16 protein-coding genes are annotated in these 18,076 nt (G+C 59.2%); 8 read left to right on the top strand and 8 right to left on the bottom strand.

Annotated features, from left to right (window positions below; genetic code table 11):
- Positions 1-46: 46 nt before the first annotated feature.
- On the bottom strand, positions 47-1,360 hold the full coding sequence (locus ACQZ5M_RS12545; protein ID WP_296078613.1) for a cobyrinate a,c-diamide synthase: 1,314 nt from the start codon (positions 1,358-1,360) through the stop codon (positions 47-49).
- A gap of 91 nt (positions 1,361-1,451) precedes the next feature.
- Here ACQZ5M_RS12545 and ACQZ5M_RS12540 point away from each other — a divergent pair, with 91 nt between their 5' ends.
- Positions 1,452-2,573, top strand: a complete 1,122-nt coding sequence (locus tag ACQZ5M_RS12540) for a cobalt-precorrin-5B (C(1))-methyltransferase (RefSeq protein ID WP_296078615.1) — start codon at positions 1,452-1,454, stop codon at positions 2,571-2,573.
- Positions 2,574-2,580: 7 nt separating this feature from the next.
- Here the strand turns inward: ACQZ5M_RS12540 and ACQZ5M_RS12535 are convergent, their stop codons facing one another.
- A complete protein-coding gene (locus ACQZ5M_RS12535; protein WP_165457044.1) occupies positions 2,581-2,724 on the bottom strand; it encodes a hypothetical protein in 144 nt (47 codons plus the stop codon).
- Between the two features lie 224 nt (positions 2,725-2,948).
- Between ACQZ5M_RS12535 and ACQZ5M_RS12530 the strand changes: the two genes are divergently transcribed.
- Positions 2,949-4,049 carry an NAD(P)/FAD-dependent oxidoreductase gene (locus ACQZ5M_RS12530; RefSeq protein WP_296099113.1) on the top strand — a complete coding sequence of 367 codons (1,101 nt, stop codon included), beginning with the start codon at positions 2,949-2,951 and terminating at the stop codon, positions 4,047-4,049.
- A gap of 18 nt (positions 4,050-4,067) precedes the next feature.
- On the opposite strand, the gene ACQZ5M_RS12525 is transcribed toward ACQZ5M_RS12530, so the two are convergent.
- The 5 genes from ACQZ5M_RS12525 to denD all read right to left on the bottom strand — a co-directional run bounded on the left by ACQZ5M_RS12525 (position 4,068) and on the right by denD (position 9,079).
- Positions 4,068-4,466 carry a (R)-mandelonitrile lyase gene (locus tag ACQZ5M_RS12525; RefSeq protein WP_449079904.1) on the bottom strand — a complete coding sequence of 133 codons (399 nt, stop codon included), beginning with the start codon at positions 4,464-4,466 and terminating at the stop codon, positions 4,068-4,070.
- A 34-nt stretch (positions 4,467-4,500) separates the two neighbouring features.
- Entirely contained in the window at positions 4,501-5,475 is a 975-nt protein-coding gene (locus ACQZ5M_RS12520; RefSeq protein ID WP_296099110.1) for a threonine ammonia-lyase, read from the bottom strand.
- A 111-nt stretch (positions 5,476-5,586) separates the two neighbouring features.
- Entirely contained in the window at positions 5,587-7,020 is a 1,434-nt protein-coding gene (locus ACQZ5M_RS12515; protein ID WP_296034834.1) for an aldehyde dehydrogenase family protein, read from the bottom strand.
- Between the two features lie 173 nt (positions 7,021-7,193).
- Positions 7,194-8,096, bottom strand: coding sequence for an NAD(P)-dependent oxidoreductase (locus ACQZ5M_RS12510; RefSeq protein WP_296073918.1), 903 nt, complete (start codon positions 8,094-8,096; stop codon positions 7,194-7,196).
- A complete protein-coding gene (denD, locus tag ACQZ5M_RS12505) occupies positions 8,093-9,079 on the bottom strand; it encodes a D-erythronate dehydrogenase (protein ID WP_449079903.1) in 987 nt (328 codons plus the stop codon). The genes ACQZ5M_RS12510 and denD overlap by 4 nt, the downstream gene beginning before the upstream one ends.
- 154 nt (positions 9,080-9,233) lie before the next feature.
- Here denD and ACQZ5M_RS12500 point away from each other — a divergent pair, with 154 nt between their 5' ends.
- The 6 genes from ACQZ5M_RS12500 (at position 9,234) to ACQZ5M_RS12475 (ending at position 15,820) form a co-directional block, all read left to right on the top strand.
- On the top strand, positions 9,234-10,679 hold the full coding sequence (locus tag ACQZ5M_RS12500; RefSeq protein ID WP_296076735.1) for an FAD-binding oxidoreductase: 1,446 nt from the start codon (positions 9,234-9,236) through the stop codon (positions 10,677-10,679).
- A gap of 51 nt (positions 10,680-10,730) precedes the next feature.
- On the top strand, positions 10,731-11,450 hold the full coding sequence (locus ACQZ5M_RS12495; RefSeq protein WP_449079902.1) for a FadR/GntR family transcriptional regulator: 720 nt from the start codon (positions 10,731-10,733) through the stop codon (positions 11,448-11,450).
- A gap of 191 nt (positions 11,451-11,641) precedes the next feature.
- Positions 11,642-12,802, top strand: a complete 1,161-nt coding sequence (locus ACQZ5M_RS12490; RefSeq protein ID WP_449079901.1) for a fumarylacetoacetate hydrolase family protein — start codon at positions 11,642-11,644, stop codon at positions 12,800-12,802.
- Between the two features lie 114 nt (positions 12,803-12,916).
- The gene (locus ACQZ5M_RS12485) at positions 12,917-13,447 is read left to right on the top strand and encodes a TRAP transporter small permease (protein ID WP_296019291.1); all 531 of its coding nucleotides are present in this window, start codon (positions 12,917-12,919) and stop codon (positions 13,445-13,447) included.
- A 3-nt stretch (positions 13,448-13,450) separates the two neighbouring features.
- Positions 13,451-14,728 carry a TRAP transporter large permease gene (locus tag ACQZ5M_RS12480; protein WP_296019294.1) on the top strand — a complete coding sequence of 426 codons (1,278 nt, stop codon included), beginning with the start codon at positions 13,451-13,453 and terminating at the stop codon, positions 14,726-14,728.
- An 84-nt stretch (positions 14,729-14,812) separates the two neighbouring features.
- Entirely contained in the window at positions 14,813-15,820 is a 1,008-nt protein-coding gene (locus ACQZ5M_RS12475; RefSeq protein WP_296019297.1) for a TRAP transporter substrate-binding protein, read from the top strand.
- A 230-nt stretch (positions 15,821-16,050) separates the two neighbouring features.
- Here the strand turns inward: ACQZ5M_RS12475 and acs are convergent, their stop codons facing one another.
- A complete protein-coding gene (gene acs, locus ACQZ5M_RS12470) occupies positions 16,051-18,009 on the bottom strand; it encodes an acetate--CoA ligase (RefSeq protein ID WP_296019299.1) in 1,959 nt (652 codons plus the stop codon).
- Positions 18,010-18,076: the final 67 nt, after the last annotated feature.

Here is an 18,076-nt window from a genome sequence, read left to right as displayed (position 1 = left end):
CACTCCCGCGGCTGACGTAACACCAGCCTTTATGAAAAAGAAACCGCTAAGCCTTTGCGATCGCGTGAAAAAATGTTCCGCTGACAAGGCCACGCCTACCGCCGGATGGTCCTAAGGGTTTGCCAAGACCGTCGGCTATGTCTGCGAACGGCTGATCGTTTCCGGTATCCGTGACGCTGGCATAATGGAACTCATGGCCGCGCAGGACATCGCCTGCTTGGCCAAGCGGCCCGCTATGCGTGATCTTTGCCTGACGATAGCCAAGGTTCATTTTTCGCTTGGCAAAGCTGGTGGCATGGGAGAGCAGGCCGGTCATCGCATGGGTTACGCCGTTGGTGTCCTCCAAGGCTTCCCCCAATACCATGTAGCCTCCGCATTCACCATGGACCGGCTTCGTCTGCGCAAAGCCTGCGAGCGACGCCTTGAAGTGCGAGGCGGCAGCAAGCTGTCCGGCAAAAAGCTCCGGGTAGCCGCCCGGCAGCCAGCAGATATCGCAGGAGGCATCGGGGCCTTCATCGGCAAGCGGCGAGAAAGGCAAGATCTCGGTGCCTGCTTCCCGCCATTGGCGTTTCAGGTGTGGATAGAGGAAGGTGAAGGCAGCATCTTCGGCCAGAGCAATGCGCTGGCCGGGCGGGGCGATGCCGGCTTGCGTTGAGCCCTTAACCAGATCGATGGGGCTAGCGAGAGCAAGCAATGCATCGAGATCGATGGCGCGCTCCATGGTGTCCGCCAGTCTTTCGATATGGGCGTCGATTTCGGGATGTTCGCTCGCCTGTACCAATCCGAGATGCCGCTCGGGCAGGGTGAGCGTCGGATCGCGCATGACGCAGCCCGCGACAGGCAGGCCGATCTTTTCGATAGCCTCGGTGCAGAGTGTGCGGTGGCGTTCGCTGCCAGTCCGATTGAGGATGATGGCAGCCATTTTTACTGCGGGATCGTAATGGGCAAATCCATGTGCCATGGCGGCGGCCGTCTGCGACTGGCCGGACACATCCAGCACCAGCAGCACGGGAATGTGGAACAGGCGCGCCAGATCTGCCGCCGAACCGGTGCGGTTGTCGGAGACGGCAATACCGTCGAACAATCCCATGGCGCTTTCGATGAGTAGGAGATCTGCACCCTCTGCCTGCTGGGTGAGAAGGTGGCGCAGCAGATCCGGCTGCATCGCCCAGCTATCCAGGTTGAGGCCGGGCGTTCCGGTTGCGACGGCATGAAAGCCGGGATCGATATAATCCGGTCCAGTCTTGATGCCGCGCACCTTGACGCCGCGCCGGGCAAAGGCGCGCAGCAAACCGATGGTGACGCTGGTCTTGCCGGAGCCGGAGCGTGGCGCACCGATGATGAGGGCTTTTGCGGTCATGGCGATTGTCTCAACTTTCGGCGCTTTCGATCGTGCAGTTGGTCTGTTGTTTACCGATGACGGCTCGCGCTGCAAGGTCTATAGGACATTCATGGAAACGGATGGCAAAAACCTTCGGCGTGGCTGGACCACCGGCACATGCGCTGCCGCGGCGACGAAGGCCGCCTGTCAGGCGCTTTTGACCGGTTCCTTTCCTGACCTTGTCGATATCGAACTTCCAAACGGGTCGCGCCCGGCTTTCGTCCTTGCCACGCATGAGAGATGCGATGATTTTGCCTGCGCTGGCATCGTCAAGGATGCCGGCGATGATCCCGATGTGACTCATGGCGCGCTGATCGAAAGCACCGTGCGCCGAACCGCGAAGGGGAGCGGCATCCGTTTCAAGGCTGGCAAGGGAGTGGGTATCGTCACCCGGCCCGGTCTGCCGCTTTCGGTCGGAGAGCCCGCGATCAATCCTGTTCCAAGGCAGATGATCGCTTCGGCAATCCATGAGGTAGCGGGCTCGGACGCCGATTTCGAGGTGGAAATCTCAGTGCGCGACGGCGAGAAACTGGCGGAAAAAACGCTGAATGGACGGCTTGGCATCGTCGGTGGCCTCTCCATTCTCGGCACCACCGGCATCGTCATTCCCTTTTCCTGCTCGGCCTGGATCCACTCGATCTGGCGCGGTATCGATGTGGCGCGTGCTGAAGGGCTTCCCCATCTACTGGGAGCGACGGGCGATACATCGGAAAAGGCGGGGCAAGCCTTTTACGGGCTGCCCGAGACCGCCCTTATCGACATGGGCGATTTCATTGGCGGTATGCTCAAATACTTAAAAAGCCATCCGGTTCCAAGGGTAACAGTTGCGGGTGGTGTTGCGAAGATGACCAAGTTGGCCCAAGGTATGCTGGACGTGCATTCCAAGCGGGGACTGGCAGATCTGGAAGCGCTGGCAAAACTTGCGGAAGAGGCAGGTGCGACGACCGAGCTATCGGGCGCTCTCCGTCAAGCCAATATGGTAGCGCACGCCTTTCAATTGGCCGAGGCGGCGGGGATCGATCTTGGTGGTATGGTCGCGGAAAAAGCCTGGGCCACAGCAGCGAGCGCACTTGGCCGTAATGATATTGCTCTCGACATTCTGGTATTCGATCGTGATGGTTGCCTGAAGGGGCGTACCGCACCAACGCCATCCGATCGAGCTGCCCCTTATTCTGGGGACCGGATCGGCTAGGCTGTCATCAAGGCACGAGGCCGAAGATCACCGCGGCGACAAAGGCGAAGCAGATGCCGACGAGCGCTGTGTGGATCGATGCCTGCCAGCCGCGGTGCGGCGCGGTTGATGGCGTGAAATCTCTCGCTTTTCCTGCTTTGGAATAAGACATCGCACCCTCCTGTTCGTCCAAAAATCGGTACCGCCGATCTGCGGGATCATGACACTGAGAATATCGCTATTCACACGGGTTCAAGTAGGCACAAATTTCCATAAGATTGGTCTTGCGGGGAAAATACTGGTCGTGACTTGCCTCCCAACAAGGTCCGATCTACCGCATTCACGATTCCTTAACGCGTGACTGGTGTTTCGGTTCAAGCATAAGAAGGCGCAATGTTGGCGGATATCGATGCGATTATCATAGGGGCGGGCGTCATCGGCCTTGCAATCGGACGCAGGCTTGCTCGTGCTGGCCACTCCGTCATCGTCCTTGAAAAAGAAGGCGAATTTGGAGCCGCGACCTCCTCGCGAAACAGCGAGGTGATCCATGCCGGACTTTACTATCCGCAGGGCAGCCTGAAGGCCAGACTCTGTATCGAAGGGCGAAATCAGCTTTATCACTATTGCGAGAGCCACGGGGTCGCACACCGTCGCTGTGGCAAGTTGATCGTGGCAACAGACGAGGCAGAAGTTCTGCTGATCGAGGACTTGCAGCGCCGCGGTCTCGATAACGGCTGCGAGGCGCTGGATCTGATCAGTGCGTCCGAGGCCCGGCGTCTGGAACCGGCACTCTCCTGCAAGGCGGCCTTGTCGTCACCGATGACCGGCATCATCGATAGCCATGGCTACATGCTGGCGCTGCTTGGCGATATGGAAGATGCGGGCGGCAGCTTGGCCTACAGGGCGCCGTTCCTGCGCGCGGTCGTGGAGGAGGATGGCTTCCGGGTCTTCGTCGGCGGGAGCGAGCCGGTGGAATTGACCGGCCGAACGCTGATCAATGCGGGAGGGCTGGTTGCGCCGCAGATTGCCAGCGCCATCGAAGGACTGCCTTCGGCACATGTTCCTGAAGCCTATTATGCCAAGGGCTCCTATTTCTCGCTGAAAGGCAGAGCGCCATTTTCGCGACTCATCTATCCGGCACCCCATGCCCATGGGCTTGGCGTCCACCTGACGCTCGACATTGCCGGACAGGCGCGCTTCGGTCCGGATATCGAGTGGATCGACCGCATCGATTACGTCGTCGATCCAAAGCGCTCGGCGGGCTTTGACGAGGCGATCCGTCGATATTGGCCGGGATTGCCGGATAATGCGCTCCAGCCCGCCTATTCCGGCATCAGGCCGAAGATTTCTGGACCTTCAGAGCCCGCGATGGATTTTCGCATCGATGGACCGGAGCGCCATGGCGTTGCCGGCCTCGTCAATCTTTTCGGTATCGAAAGCCCTGGGCTCACGGCCTCTCTGGCGATTGCGGATGAGGTGGTTTTGAGATTGGCGTAGTTACACTCTCGCCGATCGTCAACCGCCCGCGTATTGCGTGTCGGTTACATGCTCCATCCAGTCCACCACCTTGCCGTCCTTCACTTCCTGAATGGCAATGTGGGTCATGGCAGTTTGCGGCGACGCGCCATGCCAATGCTTTTCCTCCGGTGCAAACCAGACGACATCGCCGGGCGCGATCTTCTCGATAGGGCCGCCTTCACGCTGCACCAGTCCCGATCCGGAGGTCACGATCAGTGTCTGACCAAGCGGATGGGTATGCCAAGCTGTGCGGGCACCGGGCTCAAAAGTTACCTGCGCGCCCTGCACGCGCTCTGCATCATGCGGATTGAACAGTGGATCGATGCGGACCGTTCCGGTGAAATAGTCGGAAGAGCCTTTGCCCGATGGTTTCGTGCCAGCGCGGGTGATTTCCATGATCATGTTCCTCGTCTCGTTAAAATCTCGAAGATCACGCGTATTTCGACAGCGCGTCCGCCATGATGGCGCTATCGACATTGCCCCCGGATGCAACAGCGATGACGGTATCGGTTTCCAGCTCATTGCCATGGAAAAGGGCGGCTGCCAGTGCCACGGCACCGCCCGGTTCCACCACGATTTTCAGGCGCTGGAAGGCGAGCACCATGGCCCGCAGCGCTTCTTCTTCGGTGACGGCAACGCCAGCACCACACAGGCGCTTGAGGATCGGAAAGGTGATGTTGCCGGGCTGCGGCGTGATGATCGCGTCGCAGATGGAGCCACTGAGGGCTACGTTTCTCTCGATCTTTCCCGAGGCGAGCGAGCGCGCCACGTCGTCGAAATGTTCGGGTTCTGCGGTACGGACCTTCAGGCCTAGGGCCTTGGCTTCTAAGGCAAGCGCGACACCCGATGTCAGCCCGCCGCCACCGCAGCAAACCAGCACCTCTGCTTTCTCGATGCCAGCCTCCTGCGCCTGTTCGGCAATCTCCAGCCCGACCGTTCCCTGGCCTGCGATCACCAGCGGTTCGTCATAGGGGCGAATCAAGGTCAGGCCGCGTTCTTCGGACAACGTCGCGCCGATTGCGTCACGGTCTTCATTGGCGCGATCATAGAGCACGACCTCGGCGCCATAGGCTTTGGTGTTTTCGATTTTGATCTTCGGTGCATCGCGCGGCATGATGATGACGGCGGGCACGCCGTGCAGGCTTGCCGCCAGTGCGACGCCCTGGGCGTGATTGCCGGAGGAAAAGGCGATGACGCCGCGCTTTCGCACCTCTGGTTCCAGTGCCGAGACCGCCGACCAGCCGCCGCGAAACTTGAAGGAGCCGGTGCGCTGCAGGCATTCCGGCTTGACCAGGACCTTGCGTCCGGCAATCTCGTCAAGAAAAGGGGAGGACATCAAGGGGGTGCGGATGGCCTCGCCATTCATGCGCTGGCGGGCGGCTTCGATCATCGCAATATCGGTCATCATCGTCTCACGTCATTCGAATTTTGCCCTACCATAGGGCCAAATGCGGCGACGTGAAGCCAAAAAAATCCCCGGTCGAAGCCGGGGATCTTTGTGCGTCTGTGTTTGGACTTAGGCCAGCGTGTAGGCCGTCTTCACCGTGGTGAAGAACTCGTTGGCATACTTGCCCTGTTCGCGCGGGCCGAAGGACGATGCCTTACGGCCGCCGAAGGGAACGTGGAAGTCGACGCCTGCGGTCGGCAGGTTGACCATGACCATGCCGGCTTCGGCGTTGCGCTTGAAGTGCGTAGCGTGCTTCAGGCTGGTGGTGGCGATGCCGGAGGACAGGCCGAAGGGCGTGTCATTGGCAACGGCCAGAGCCTCATCATAATCCTTGACGCGGATGACGGAGGCGACCGGTCCGAAGATTTCTTCGCGCGAAATGCGCATGTCGTTGGTGGCTTCGGTGAACAGCGTCGGCTGCAGGAAGAAACCGGGGGTTTCGCGCTTCAGCACTTCGCCGCCAAAGGCCAGCTTCGCGCCCTCTTTTTTGCCGATTTCGATATAGTCGCAATCCTGCTTCAGCTGCTTTTCATCGACGACCGGTCCGACATGGGTGTCCTTCGACATCGCATTGCCGACATTGATCTTGGCCAGACGCTCGGAAAGCGCTGCCACGAACTTGTCGTGAATGCCTTCGGTGACGATGATGCGCGAAGAGGCGGTGCAACGCTGTCCGGTAGAGTAGAAGCCGGAGTTGGCTGCAGCTTCCACGGCGACGCCGAGATCCGCATCATCGAGAACGACGAAGGGGTTCTTGCCGCCCATTTCCAGCTGGAACTTGCGGTTGAAAGGCAGCGACGAAGCTGCGACGCGCTGGCCAGTGCCGGTGGAGCCGGTAAAGGTGATGCCGGCAAGATCCGGGCTGTCGAGCATAGCTTGGCCGACGACGGAGCCGCGACCCATGACGAGGTTCAGAACGCCCTTCGGCAGGCCCGCACGGTGCAGGATATCGACGATCGCCCAGGCGCAACCGGGAACGAGGTCGGCCGGCTTGAAGACGATGGTGTTGCCGTAGCAGAGCGCCGGTGCAATCTTCCACGCGGGAATTGCGATCGGGAAGTTCCAGGGCGTAATGATGCCGATGACGCCGAGAGGCTCGCGTGTGACTTCGACGCCGATATTCGGGCGAGCCGACGGAATGACTTCGCCTGCCAGGCGCAGTGCCTCGCCGGCAAAGAAATCGAAAATCTGCGCGGCACGGATCGTTTCGCCGATGCCTTCAGCAAGAACCTTTCCTTCTTCGCGGGCCAGAAGCGCGCCAAGCTCGTCCTTGCGGGCGAGGATTTCATCGGCGGTCTTCTTCAGGATGGCGTGACGCTCGAGAATGCCGGAGCGCGACCAGGCCGGAAATGCGGCCTTGGCTGCTGCAATCGCCTGCTTGGCGTCATCGGCGGAAGCCTGGGCGTAATGACCGACGACTTCGTTTGTGTCGGATGGATTGATGTTCTTCGACGTGTCAGCGCCGATCCACTCGCCGTTGATAAGGTTTTGATGAATTGTCATGGGTGTACTCCCTATAATATCTTGAATTCTTCGGCGTTCTGGCAGCGTCTGGGCGCTGCCTTCCTCCCGTGTGGGTGCGTCGCACGACTACGCGCGACGATGTCGGCGGTGACCCTATGTCATGTCATCCCATCGCGAAAGGCGTCTGCGCATCTAATTGTATGATTTTTTAATCAGCCCTCATGCTCTCGCTTGTTGAGCCTTTCCAGATGCAGCAGCAGGCCGCTATGATCCTTGTCTGCGCCACCGTCGTTGACGAAGGCATCGAAGGCGCGGGTCACTTCTTCCGTCAGTGGCAGCGCCAGATCGAGATCCTTGGCGGTTGCCAGAACGCCGTTCAAATCCTTCAGCTGGAACTTCGACGGACCGCCGGGGGTGAAATTACGTTTCACCATGCGCTCGCCATGCAGTTCCAGAATGCGGCTTTCGGCAAAGCCGCCACGGATGGCGTTGCGGAAGCCTTCGCGCGATGCGCCACCCGCTTCGACCAGCATCATGGCTTCTGCCACTGCGCCGATGGTGATGGCGACGATCTGCTGGTTGGCGAGCTTGCAAAGCTGTCCCGCCCCGGATGGTCCAACATAGGTCAACCGTCCCATGGCGGAGAAGATATCGCCAAGGCTTGTCACCGTCGCCTCGTCGCCACCGGCCATGATCGCCAGCGTTCCGGCTGTCGCCCCCGGCACGCCGCCGGAGACGGGTGCGTCCACATGAGCAATGCCCAGCGCTTGGAGTTTTTGCGAATGGTCACGGGCAATTGGCGGTGCAATCGAACTGCTATCGATGACGATGGCGCCTTTTCCCAGCGCGTTGGCTACGCCCATGTCGAACAGCACATTGCCGACAGCGTTGCCATCGCTCAGCATCGTGATGACGATATTGGCGCCTTTGGCGGCCTCAGCCGGAGAGGCGGCAAGCATGGCGCCATCCTCCATCAGCGCCTGTGCTTTCTCCGTGCTGCGGTTCCAGACGCGGACTGTGAAGCCTGCCTTCAATAGGTTGCGGGCCATGGGACCGCCCATCAGGCCGGTGCCGAGGAAAGCGATGGTGCGCGCTTGTTTGTCAGACCCATTCATTTCAACGAACCTCCCAGCTCATCTTCGATATGGACCTTGATGATCTCTTCGAAGTTCGTCTCGGCTGTAAAGCCCAGTTCGCGGGCGCGGGTCGCCTCGAAACCGGGTGCCCAGCCCTCACACATGCGCATGATCATCTCATTCGGCTCGCGGCGGATGAGGCTGACGGCCTTTTCGCCGGCGATCTTGCGCAGGGCCTCGATCTGCTCGCCGACCGTTGCACTCAGGCCCGGCATGGAAAGATTGCGCCGGGGACCGACCTTGTCGGAATCGATGGTTGCGCCATGCAGCAGGAAGTCGACAGCCGAACGCGGCGAAGCATGCCAGTGGCGGATGGTCTCTGGCACTGGCAGCACGGCTTCCTGGCCGACCAGAGGCTCGCGCAGAATGTTGGAGAAGAAGCCGGACGCGGCAGCATTCGGCTTTCCGGGACGGATGCAGATCGTCGGCAGGCGAATGCCGATGCCTTCGAAGAAACCGCGGCGGGTGTAATCGGACAGCAGCAACTCCGAAATCGCTTTCTGCGTACCATAGCTGGTCAAAGGCGTGGTGTGGAAATCGTCGGGGATCGGGTATGGCAGCGGCGCGCCGAAGACGGCGATGGACGAGGTGAAGACCACGCGCGGCTTGTAGCCGTCCTGACCGTTGGCAATTCGGATTGCGTCGAAAAGATAGCGTGTGCCATCCAGATTGATGCGATAGCCCTTGTCGAAATCGAGCTCGGCTTCGCCAGAGACGATGGCCGCCAGATGGAAGATCACATCGGGTCTTGCGGAAACCAGCTTTTCGGCCTCGCCGGGCGCGGAAAGATCGGCTGCGCGCGCATCGACCGTGCCATCGAAGCCGGCGGGCGGCTCTGGTTGAAACACGTCGATCAGCGTGAATTTCCCGATGGTCCTGCCGCTCAGACCTCCTTCACGAACCAATCTTTCGATCAGCTTTCGCCCCACCATTCCGGCTGCCCCGATAATCGCGATATGCATCCTGTGTCTCCTCCTCACCGTCCAAAAATTTAACTTGTAAGGTTGTCTGATAACCTTATATTGCTAGCTTGAAAACAGTATTTTGAAAAACCGAAAAATTTAAGAGCGGAGACGCCAAAGTAGCGTTACCGCCGGGGTGGAGGCGAGAGGGAAGATGCTCAAGGGTCAAGAGCGATCACGCGAGGAGTTGCAGGCGTCCTTAACGGCCAGTCTTGGCAATGAGCTGGTTCTGACAAACGCGACAGACATGGTTCGCTATTGCCGCGATTGGCATGGCGATGTGTCCAGTGGCGCGGTCGCTATCATTCGCCCCCGTAATGTAGAGGACGTCGCCGCCGCCGTCAGGCTCTGCGCAGAGCTTGGCCTTGCTATCGTGCCGCAGGGCGGCAATACCGGTCTCGTGCTCGGCGGCGTTCCCGACGCGCCGGACCGCCAGGTCGTTCTCAGCCTCGAGCGCATGAACGCTATCCGTTCCATCGATACGGAAGACTTTTCTGCCGTGGTGGAGGCTGGCTGCATCCTGTCGGAATTCAAGGATGCGGTGCAGGAAAAGGGCATGTTTTTCCCACTGTCTCTCGGTGCGCAAGGCTCATGTCGCATCGGCGGTAACGTATCGACCAATGCCGGCGGCATCAATGTGCTTCGCTATGGCATGACGCGAGAGCTGGTGCTCGGTCTTGAAGTGGTGCTGCCGGATGGAACGATCTGGAACGGTCTCTCGACACTTCGCAAGGACAATCGCGGCATCGACCTCAAGCAGCTTTTCATCGGCGCGGAAGGCACGCTCGGCATCGTCACTGCCGTGTCGGTCAAGCTCTATCCCAATCCCGATCATGTCGAGACCGCGCTCCTCGGGTTGAACTCGCTTGATGACGCGATCAAGCTTTACCGTCGCGCCCGCCGGGAGTGCTGCGATCTGATGTCAGCCTTCGAATTCATGCCTCCGGTCGCCTTCGCACTTGCCATGGAAGCGATTCCCGCTCTGAAAATGCCGATCGCGGATGATTACGCAGCCTATGTGCTGATGGAAATTTCCGGCTCGGGTCTGGTCGATACCGGCGATCTGATGAGCCGCTTCCTCGAAGGCGTTATGGAAGACGGGCTTGTGCTCGATGGCGTTATTGCCTCCTCGCGTGCGCAGGCGCAATCGCTCTGGCTGTTCCGTGAGGGCATGAATGAGGGGCAGGCGCTGCGTGGGGCCCATATGCGCACCGATATTTCCGTGCCGCTTTCCCGCCTTGCTCAGTTCGTTGCGGAGGCGGAAGCCGAGCTCGCCAAAAATTTGCCGGAATGCCTGGCGGTTTCCTATGGCCATGTCGGCGACGGCAATGTGCATCTCAACGTGCTTCCGCCAAACGGCAGCACGCGGGAAGAGCGGGATGCGTTCATCTATAAGGCCAAGGTCATCGTCAACACGGTGCTCGACCGCTACGCAGGCAGCATCAGCGCTGAACACGGCATTGGCCGATTGAAGCGGGAGGATTTCGAAAGCCGGCTTGGTGACGTGCAGCGGGATATGATCGAGCGGCTGAAAGCCGCTTTCGATCCGCAGCTTCGCATGAATCCCGGTTGCCAGCTTGCCGTACAAGTGGCTAGCTAGAAGAAGCAGAAATGCGCCCTCATCGGCGTTTCGTGTCCACCGGGAGCCATCATGACGTTGGAGTTCAATCAGATTCACCGTGCAGATCATCTTCCCGGCCGTATTGCTGCGGAGATCGCGCGTGAGATCAATGATGGAAAGCTGAAAGCCGGTGACAAGCTACCGACGGAGCATGTGCTCTCCAAAACCTTCGGGGTTAGTCGCTCTGTCATCCGCGAAGCGATTGCTCAGCTGCGCAACGAGGGTGCGGTCGAAACCCGCCAGGGGGTCGGCGCTTTCGTCACCGATCCGAGGCAGCGCGTTTCTATCCGTATCGAAAGATCCAAACTCAACGATCCGGATAATTTCCGCGATCTCTTTCAGTTGCGCATGCCTCTTGAAATAGAGGCGGCAGGACTTGCTGCCGTCCACCGCACGGACGCGCAACTGGAGCGGCTGAAGACGGCGGTCCACAAGATGCGCCACGCGCCGGTATGGGAAAAGGACGGGATTGCGGCCGATCTCGATTTCCACCGGACGCTCGCCGACGCGACCCAGAACGATTACTTCTCGATGTTCCTGGGCTTTATTGCAGAACGGATCAGTTCGGCTATCAACACGGCCTTTTCCCGCGCAGTCTTCGGCGAGATTCTTGAAACTACGATTGCTGAGCATGTGGCGATCTATGAAGCGGTTGCCGCCTCAGATGCGTCGGCTGCCCGGGCTGCAATGCGCGCGCATCTGTCCGGTGCCGCCGAGCGCGTCAATCTCCATCTCGAAGTCTATTCGTGAGCAAGGGCATCACTGCTTGCCCGCGCCGGTTTTGATTTTACGACTTTCCGCCGAAATTCGGAGCAATGCAGGCTGGACTAAGCGATTTTCTCATACTAAGAAGATGTATGTATTCAGGTTGTCAGACATCCAGACAATATAGGTGCTGTGGAGGCAGCTGTCGGATGGTCTGAAAGTGGGAGGGATAAGGCTTGGTCGGAATCAGGACTGTCGAATCAGCTGGAATTTTGCCGGAAGACCATCAGGACGCCATCCTGATCGGTCGCGTCTGGTCCAAGAGCGAAGATGGCCCGTGTCCCGTTCTCTTGAAGGACGGTGTTCTCTACGATCTCTCCAGCCTCGCGCCGACCGTTTCGGAACTGCTGGAAAAGCATGATCTCATCGATCGTCTGGCCGACACCATGCAATTTGCGGCACTCGGGGCCTTTGACGCTTTTCTTGATGGTTCGGCTGGACAGCTGCTTGCGCCGAACGACATTCAGGCGGTGAAGGCTGCCGGCGTTACCTTCGCCGATAGTATGCTGGAACGCGTCATCGAAGAACAGGCAAAGGGTGATCCGCAGCGCGCACAGGAAATTCGCGGCCGCCTGGCCCCCGTGCTCGGCGACAGCCTGAAAGGTGTCGAAGCCGGTTCGGAGAAGGCTGCCGAGGTCAAGCGCCTGCTGCAGGAAATGGGCCTTTGGTCGCAATATCTGGAGGTCGGTATCGGCCCCGACGCGGAGATTTTCTCCAAGGCGCAGCCCATGTCGTCCGTTGGCTGCGGCGCGTTGATCGGTGTTCATCCCAAGTCGCAGTGGAACAATCCTGAGCCGGAAGTGGTGCTGGCCGTCACCTCCGACGGTCGCATCGTCGGTGCAGCGCTCGGTAACGACGTCAACTTGCGAGATTTCGAAGGGCGCTCCGCCCTGTTGCTCAGCAAGGCGAAAGACAACAACGCTTCCTGCTCGATCGGCCCGTTCATCCGTCTTTTCGATGGCAAGTTCACGCTGGACGACGTCAAGCAGGCGCAGATTTCGTTGCTCGTCGAAGGTGAAGATGGTTTCACCATGACGGGTGTGAGCCCAATGCAGGCGATCAGCCGCACGCCGGAAAACCTGGTGTCGCAGCTCTTGAACCGCGATCACCAGTATCCGGATGGCGCGGTCTTCTTTCTCGGCACGATGTTCGCTCCGGTCAAGGATCGTCATGGCCCGGGCCTTGGTTTCACCCATGCCAAGGGTGACCGCGTGGAAATCTCAAGCCCGAGGTTGGGTAAGCTGGTCAACTGGGTGGCCAGCACATCCGATTGTCCGGAATGGACCTTCGGCACCACGGCATTGATGCGCAATCTCGCAAAGCGCGGGCTTCTATAATCTCCGTTGCCGGGCGAGTTCGCCTGGCGCGGCACGCATATCCTTAAGGCTTAGACCGTTGCGCGCGCACCTTCGTGTGTCCGCGCCGCCTCGCAGCATTCTCGGGAGGGGAAGATGCAGAAAGTCATCAATCTTTTTTACCGCATCCTCGAGACCATTCTCGTCGCGCTTCTCGCAGGCATGGCAATCATGGTCTTCGTCAATGTGGTCATGCGCTACACCATGAATTCCGGCATCAATGTCTCGGAAGAACTGGCGCGCTATTTCTTCGTCTGGATCACCTTCATCGGTGCGGTCGTGACCTTCCGTGAAAACAGCCATATGGGCATCGAAACGCTGGTGATGTTCCTGTCGCGGCGCATGCGCATATTCTGCATGATCCTGTCGAACATCATCATCCTTCTTTGCTCAGCGATCTTCTTCTGGGGAACCTGGAAGCAGTCCGGCATCAATGCCAGCATGCATGCGCCGGTCACGGGTCTGTCGATGATCTGGGTTTATGGCATCGGCATGTTCACTGGCGGCATTATGTTCATCATCGCACTGGAACGGCTCTACCGGTTTCTGACGGGCAAGGTTCGCGAAGACGAAATTGCCGCCTTTGCCGGTGAAAATCTCACCATCGAACAGCTTTCGGAGCGCTGACACATGACACTTCTGGTTTTTGTCGGCTCGCTCCTCGGCGCCATGGCCATCGGTGTTCCCGTTGCCTTCTCGCTAATGTTCTGCGGCGTCGTGCTGATGTGGTATATGGGGATGTTCAACACGGCGATTATCGCCCAGAACATGATCTCCGGAGCTGATACCTTCACGCTGCTCGCCATTCCCTTCTTCATCCTGGCGGGTGAGTTGATGAATTCCGGCGGACTGTCGCGCCGCATCATCGATTTTGCCATTGCACTCGTCGGCCATATTCGCGGCGGTCTCGGCATCGTCGCCATCGTTGCCGCTATCATCATGGCATCGATCTCCGGTTCGGCTGCAGCCGATACCGCAGCACTTGCGGCGATCCTCATCCCGATGATGGCGAAGGCCGGTTACAACATTCCCCGTTCCGGCGGTCTGATTGCTGCCGGCGGCATCATCGCCCCCGTTATCCCACCGTCCATGGCCTTTATCGTCTTCGGTGTGGCGGCAAACGTGTCGATTACCCAACTATTCCTTGCCGGCATCGTGCCTGGCGTCCTGATGGGCGCATCCCTGATCATCGCCTGGCTGATCGTCGTGCGTAAGGACAATGTCCAGCCGCTGCCGAAGACGACGGCAAAGGAACGTCTCGTGGCAACGGGTCGCGCCGGATGGGCACTCGGCATGCCGGTTATCATTCTCGGTGGCATCAAGGCCGGGATCATGACGCCGACGGAAGCCGCGGTCATTGCCGCCGCTTATGCACTCTTCGTAGGTATGGTCATCTACCGCGAGCTGAAGCCTGCCGATCTGTGGCATGTGCTGCTACGCGCTGCCAAGAGCACGTCAATCATCATGTTCCTCGTTGCTGCAGCGCTGGTTTCGGCCTGGTTGATCACCGCTGCCAATATTCCGGCGGAAGTTGCGGGCTACATCGAGCCGCTGATCGACCGTCCGATGCTGCTCATGGCCGTAATCATGGTGCTGGTCTTCGTGGTCGGTACCGCGCTCGATCTGACGCCGACTATCCTGATCCTGACGCCCGTTCTGATGCCGATCATCAAGCAGGCGGGTATCGATCCGGTCTATTTCGGCGTGCTCTTCATCATCAACAATGCCATCGGCCTCATTACGCCGCCGGTCGGTGTTGTCCTCAACGTGGTGTCGGGCGTCGGGCGCATTCCGCTGGGCAAGGTGACGGTCGGCGTCTGGCCGTTCCTGGTCGCCGAAACCATCGTGCTCGCTCTTCTGGTGATCTTTCCGCAGATCGTCATGGTGCCGCTGCAATATCTGCGGTGAGGAATACTCCTCACTCCACCACATTCGCGGCCGTAAAGCCGCACACATCTTGACTGGACTTGCTCAATTCCAAGGGAGGAAAACATGAGAAAGCTACTTCTACTCACAACAGCCATCGCCTTCACCGCCGGTGCCACGGCACCTGCTTTCGCCGAATACAACAGCCGCATGATCCGCGTGTCGAATGGCATCAATCAGGACCACCCGGTCGGCAACGGCATCAAGGCCATGCAGGCCTGCCTCGATGACAAGACCGGTGGCAAGCTGAAGATGACGGCCTTCTGGGGCGGCGCTCTCGGCGGCGACCTTCAGGCAACGCAGGCACTGCGTTCTGGCGTCCAGGAAGCAGTCGTGACGTCGTCCTCACCGCTCGTCGGCCTGATCCCGGCACTCGGCGTCTTCGATCTGCCCTTCCTGTTCTCCAACACGAAGGAAGTCGACGCCGTTCTCGACGGCGAGTTCGGCGACATGATGAACAAGAAGCTGGAAGAGCAGGGCCTCGTAAACCTTGCCTATTGGGAAAACGGCTTCCGCAATCTGTCCAACTCCAAGCGCGCGGTCGACAAGTGGGAAGACTTCTCCGGCCTCAAGGTCCGCGTGATGCAGAACAACATCTTCCTCGACACCTTCCAGAACCTGGGTGCCAATGCGACACCAATGGCGTTTGGCGAAGTGTTCTCGGCGCTTGAAACCAATGCGATCGACGCGCAGGAAAACCCCTATGTGACGATCGACACCTCCAAGTTCTACGAGGTGCAGAAATTCGTCACCGAGACGAACCACGCTTACACGCCGTTCCTCTTCCTCTTCTCCAAGCCGATCTTTGACAGCTACACGCCCGAAGAGCAGACGGCTTTGCGCGAATGCGCGATCGTTGGTCGTGACGAAGAGCGCAAGGTCATCCGCGCGCTGAACCAGAAGTCACTCGACAAGATCAAGGAAGCTGGTCTCAAGGTGAACGTTCTGTCTGCGGAAGAGCAGGCGCGTATCCGCGAAAAGTCTGCGGTCGTCTACGAAAAGCACAAGGCTGAAATCGGTGCGGATGTCGTTGACGGCATTCAGGCCAAGCTCAAGGAAGTTCGCGCTCAGTAACAGTCTATCCCATAATCGCCATTGGCCGCCTGCAAATGGCAATTTCTGCGCTTCCGGTGCTCACGTACTTTAGTACGCTTAAGCTCCGGTTCTCGAAATCACCATTTTCGGCAGGCCAACGGCAACTCTTGAGCAGACTGTGAGACGCGCAGCCTCATATGAAAATGCCCGGTGACAGATCGTCACCGGGCGTTTTGTTTCTCAGGACATGTCAGGCGACCATAAGGGCCTCAAGCCGCTGCAGGCTTGTTCTGACGGTTTTCGATCAGGTCGTCGACGACGGCGGGATCGGCAAGCGTCGAGGTGTCGCCAAGCGCGCCAAAATCGTCCTCGGCAATCTTGCGCAGGATACGGCGCATGATCTTGCCTGAGCGGGTTTTCGGCAGTCCGGGCGCGAACTGGATCTTGTCAGGCGTTGCCACCGGGCCAATCTCGTCGCGCACATGCTTGACGAGTTCAGCGCGGAGCGCTTCGTCGCCCGTCTTGCCCGCCATCAGCGTCACATAGCAGTAGATGCCCTGTCCCTTGATGTGGTGCGGATAGCCAACCACGGCGGCTTCCGAAACGGCGCTGTGAGACACGAGTGCCGATTCCACTTCCGCTGTTCCAAGACGGTGACCGGAGACGTTCAGCACGTCATCCACACGTCCGGTGATCCAATAATAGCCATCCTCATCGCGCCGGCAGCCGTCACCGGTAAAGTACTTCCCCTTATAGGTGGAGAAGTAGGTCTCGATGAAGCGCTGGTGATCGCCATAGACGGTGCGTGCCTGTCCTGGCCAGCTATCGATGATGCAGAGGTTGCCGTCGGCTGCCCCTTCCAGCACCTTGCCTTCGGCATCGACGAGCTGCGGCTGAACGCCGAAGAAGGGGCGGGTGGCCGATCCGGGCTTCAGGTCGGTCGCACCCGGCAACGGCGAAATCAGGATGCCGCCGGTCTCGGTCTGCCACCACGTATCGACGATCGGGCTCTTATCCTCGCCCACGACGTGATAATACCATTCCCAGGCTTCCGGGTTGATCGGCTCGCCGACAGTGCCGAGCAACCGGATGCTGGAGCGCTCGGACCGTTTGACGAATTCGTCGCCGGCACCCATCAGGGAGCGAAGTGCAGTTGGTGCGGTGTAGAAAATATTGACCTTATGCTTGTCGATGACTTCCCAGAACCGTCCCTGGTCGGGGAAGTTCGGCACGCCCTCGAACATCAGCGTCGTGGCGCAATTGGCGAGCGGGCCGTAGACGATGTAGGAGTGTCCCGTAACCCAGCCCACATCTGCGGTACACCAGTATATATCGCCGTCCTTGTAGTCGAAGACATATTCATGCGTCATCGACACGTAGACCAAATAACCGCCGGTGGTGTGCAACACGCCCTTCGGCTTACCCGTGGAGCCTGACGTGTAGAGAATGAAGAGCGGGTCTTCCGCCTTCATCTTCACCGGTTCGCAGTGCGCCTTCACACTTGCGGTTTCCTGATGGTACCAGAGGTCGCGGCCTGGCGCCCAGTTGGTCTTGCCGCCGGTGCGGCGCACGACCAGAACCTTGTTGACGATGACATGCTGGCGCGCAGCGATGTGGATCGCCTTGTCGGTGTTTTCCTTCAGCGGAATGGGCTTGCCGCCGCGAACGCCTTCATCGCAGGTGATGACGAAGGTGGACTGGCAGTCGACGATACGACCGGCGAGCGCTTCCGGCGAAAAGCCGCCAAAGACCACGGAATGGATGGCGCCGATACGGGCGCAGGCGAGCATCGCATAGGCCGCTTCCGGAATCATCGGCATGTAGATGGTGACGCGGTCGCCCTTCTTCACGCCATGCTTTTTCAGCACGTTGGAAAGCCGGCAGACGGCGTCATAGAGCTGGTTATAGGTGATCTTCTTGTCGATATAGGGATTGTCACCTTCCCAGATGATCGCGGTGCGCTCGCCGTGGGTTTTCAGGTGACGGTCGATGCAGTTGTAGGAGACGTTTGTCTGGCCGTCCTCGAACCACTTGATCGGTACTTTGCCCTTGAAGGAGGTGTTCTTGACCTTGGTATAGGGCTTGAACCAGTCGATCCGCTTGCCGTGCTTGCCCCAGAACTTTTCCGGATCTTCTACGCTATCCTGATACCATTTCAGATAGCGGTCATTGTCGATCAGCGTGCCGGTCTTGGCCGATTTGAGAACCGGGTAGATCTTCGAAGCCATGAACTCCTCCTCATGCAGATTGTCTTTTTAAGTCTGGAGACTCCTTTCTCCAGTCATGTGCTCAATT

The organism is Rhizobium sp. 22-785-1 (assembly GCF_053521965.1).
This window is presented reverse-complemented; position numbering and strand designations above follow the sequence as displayed.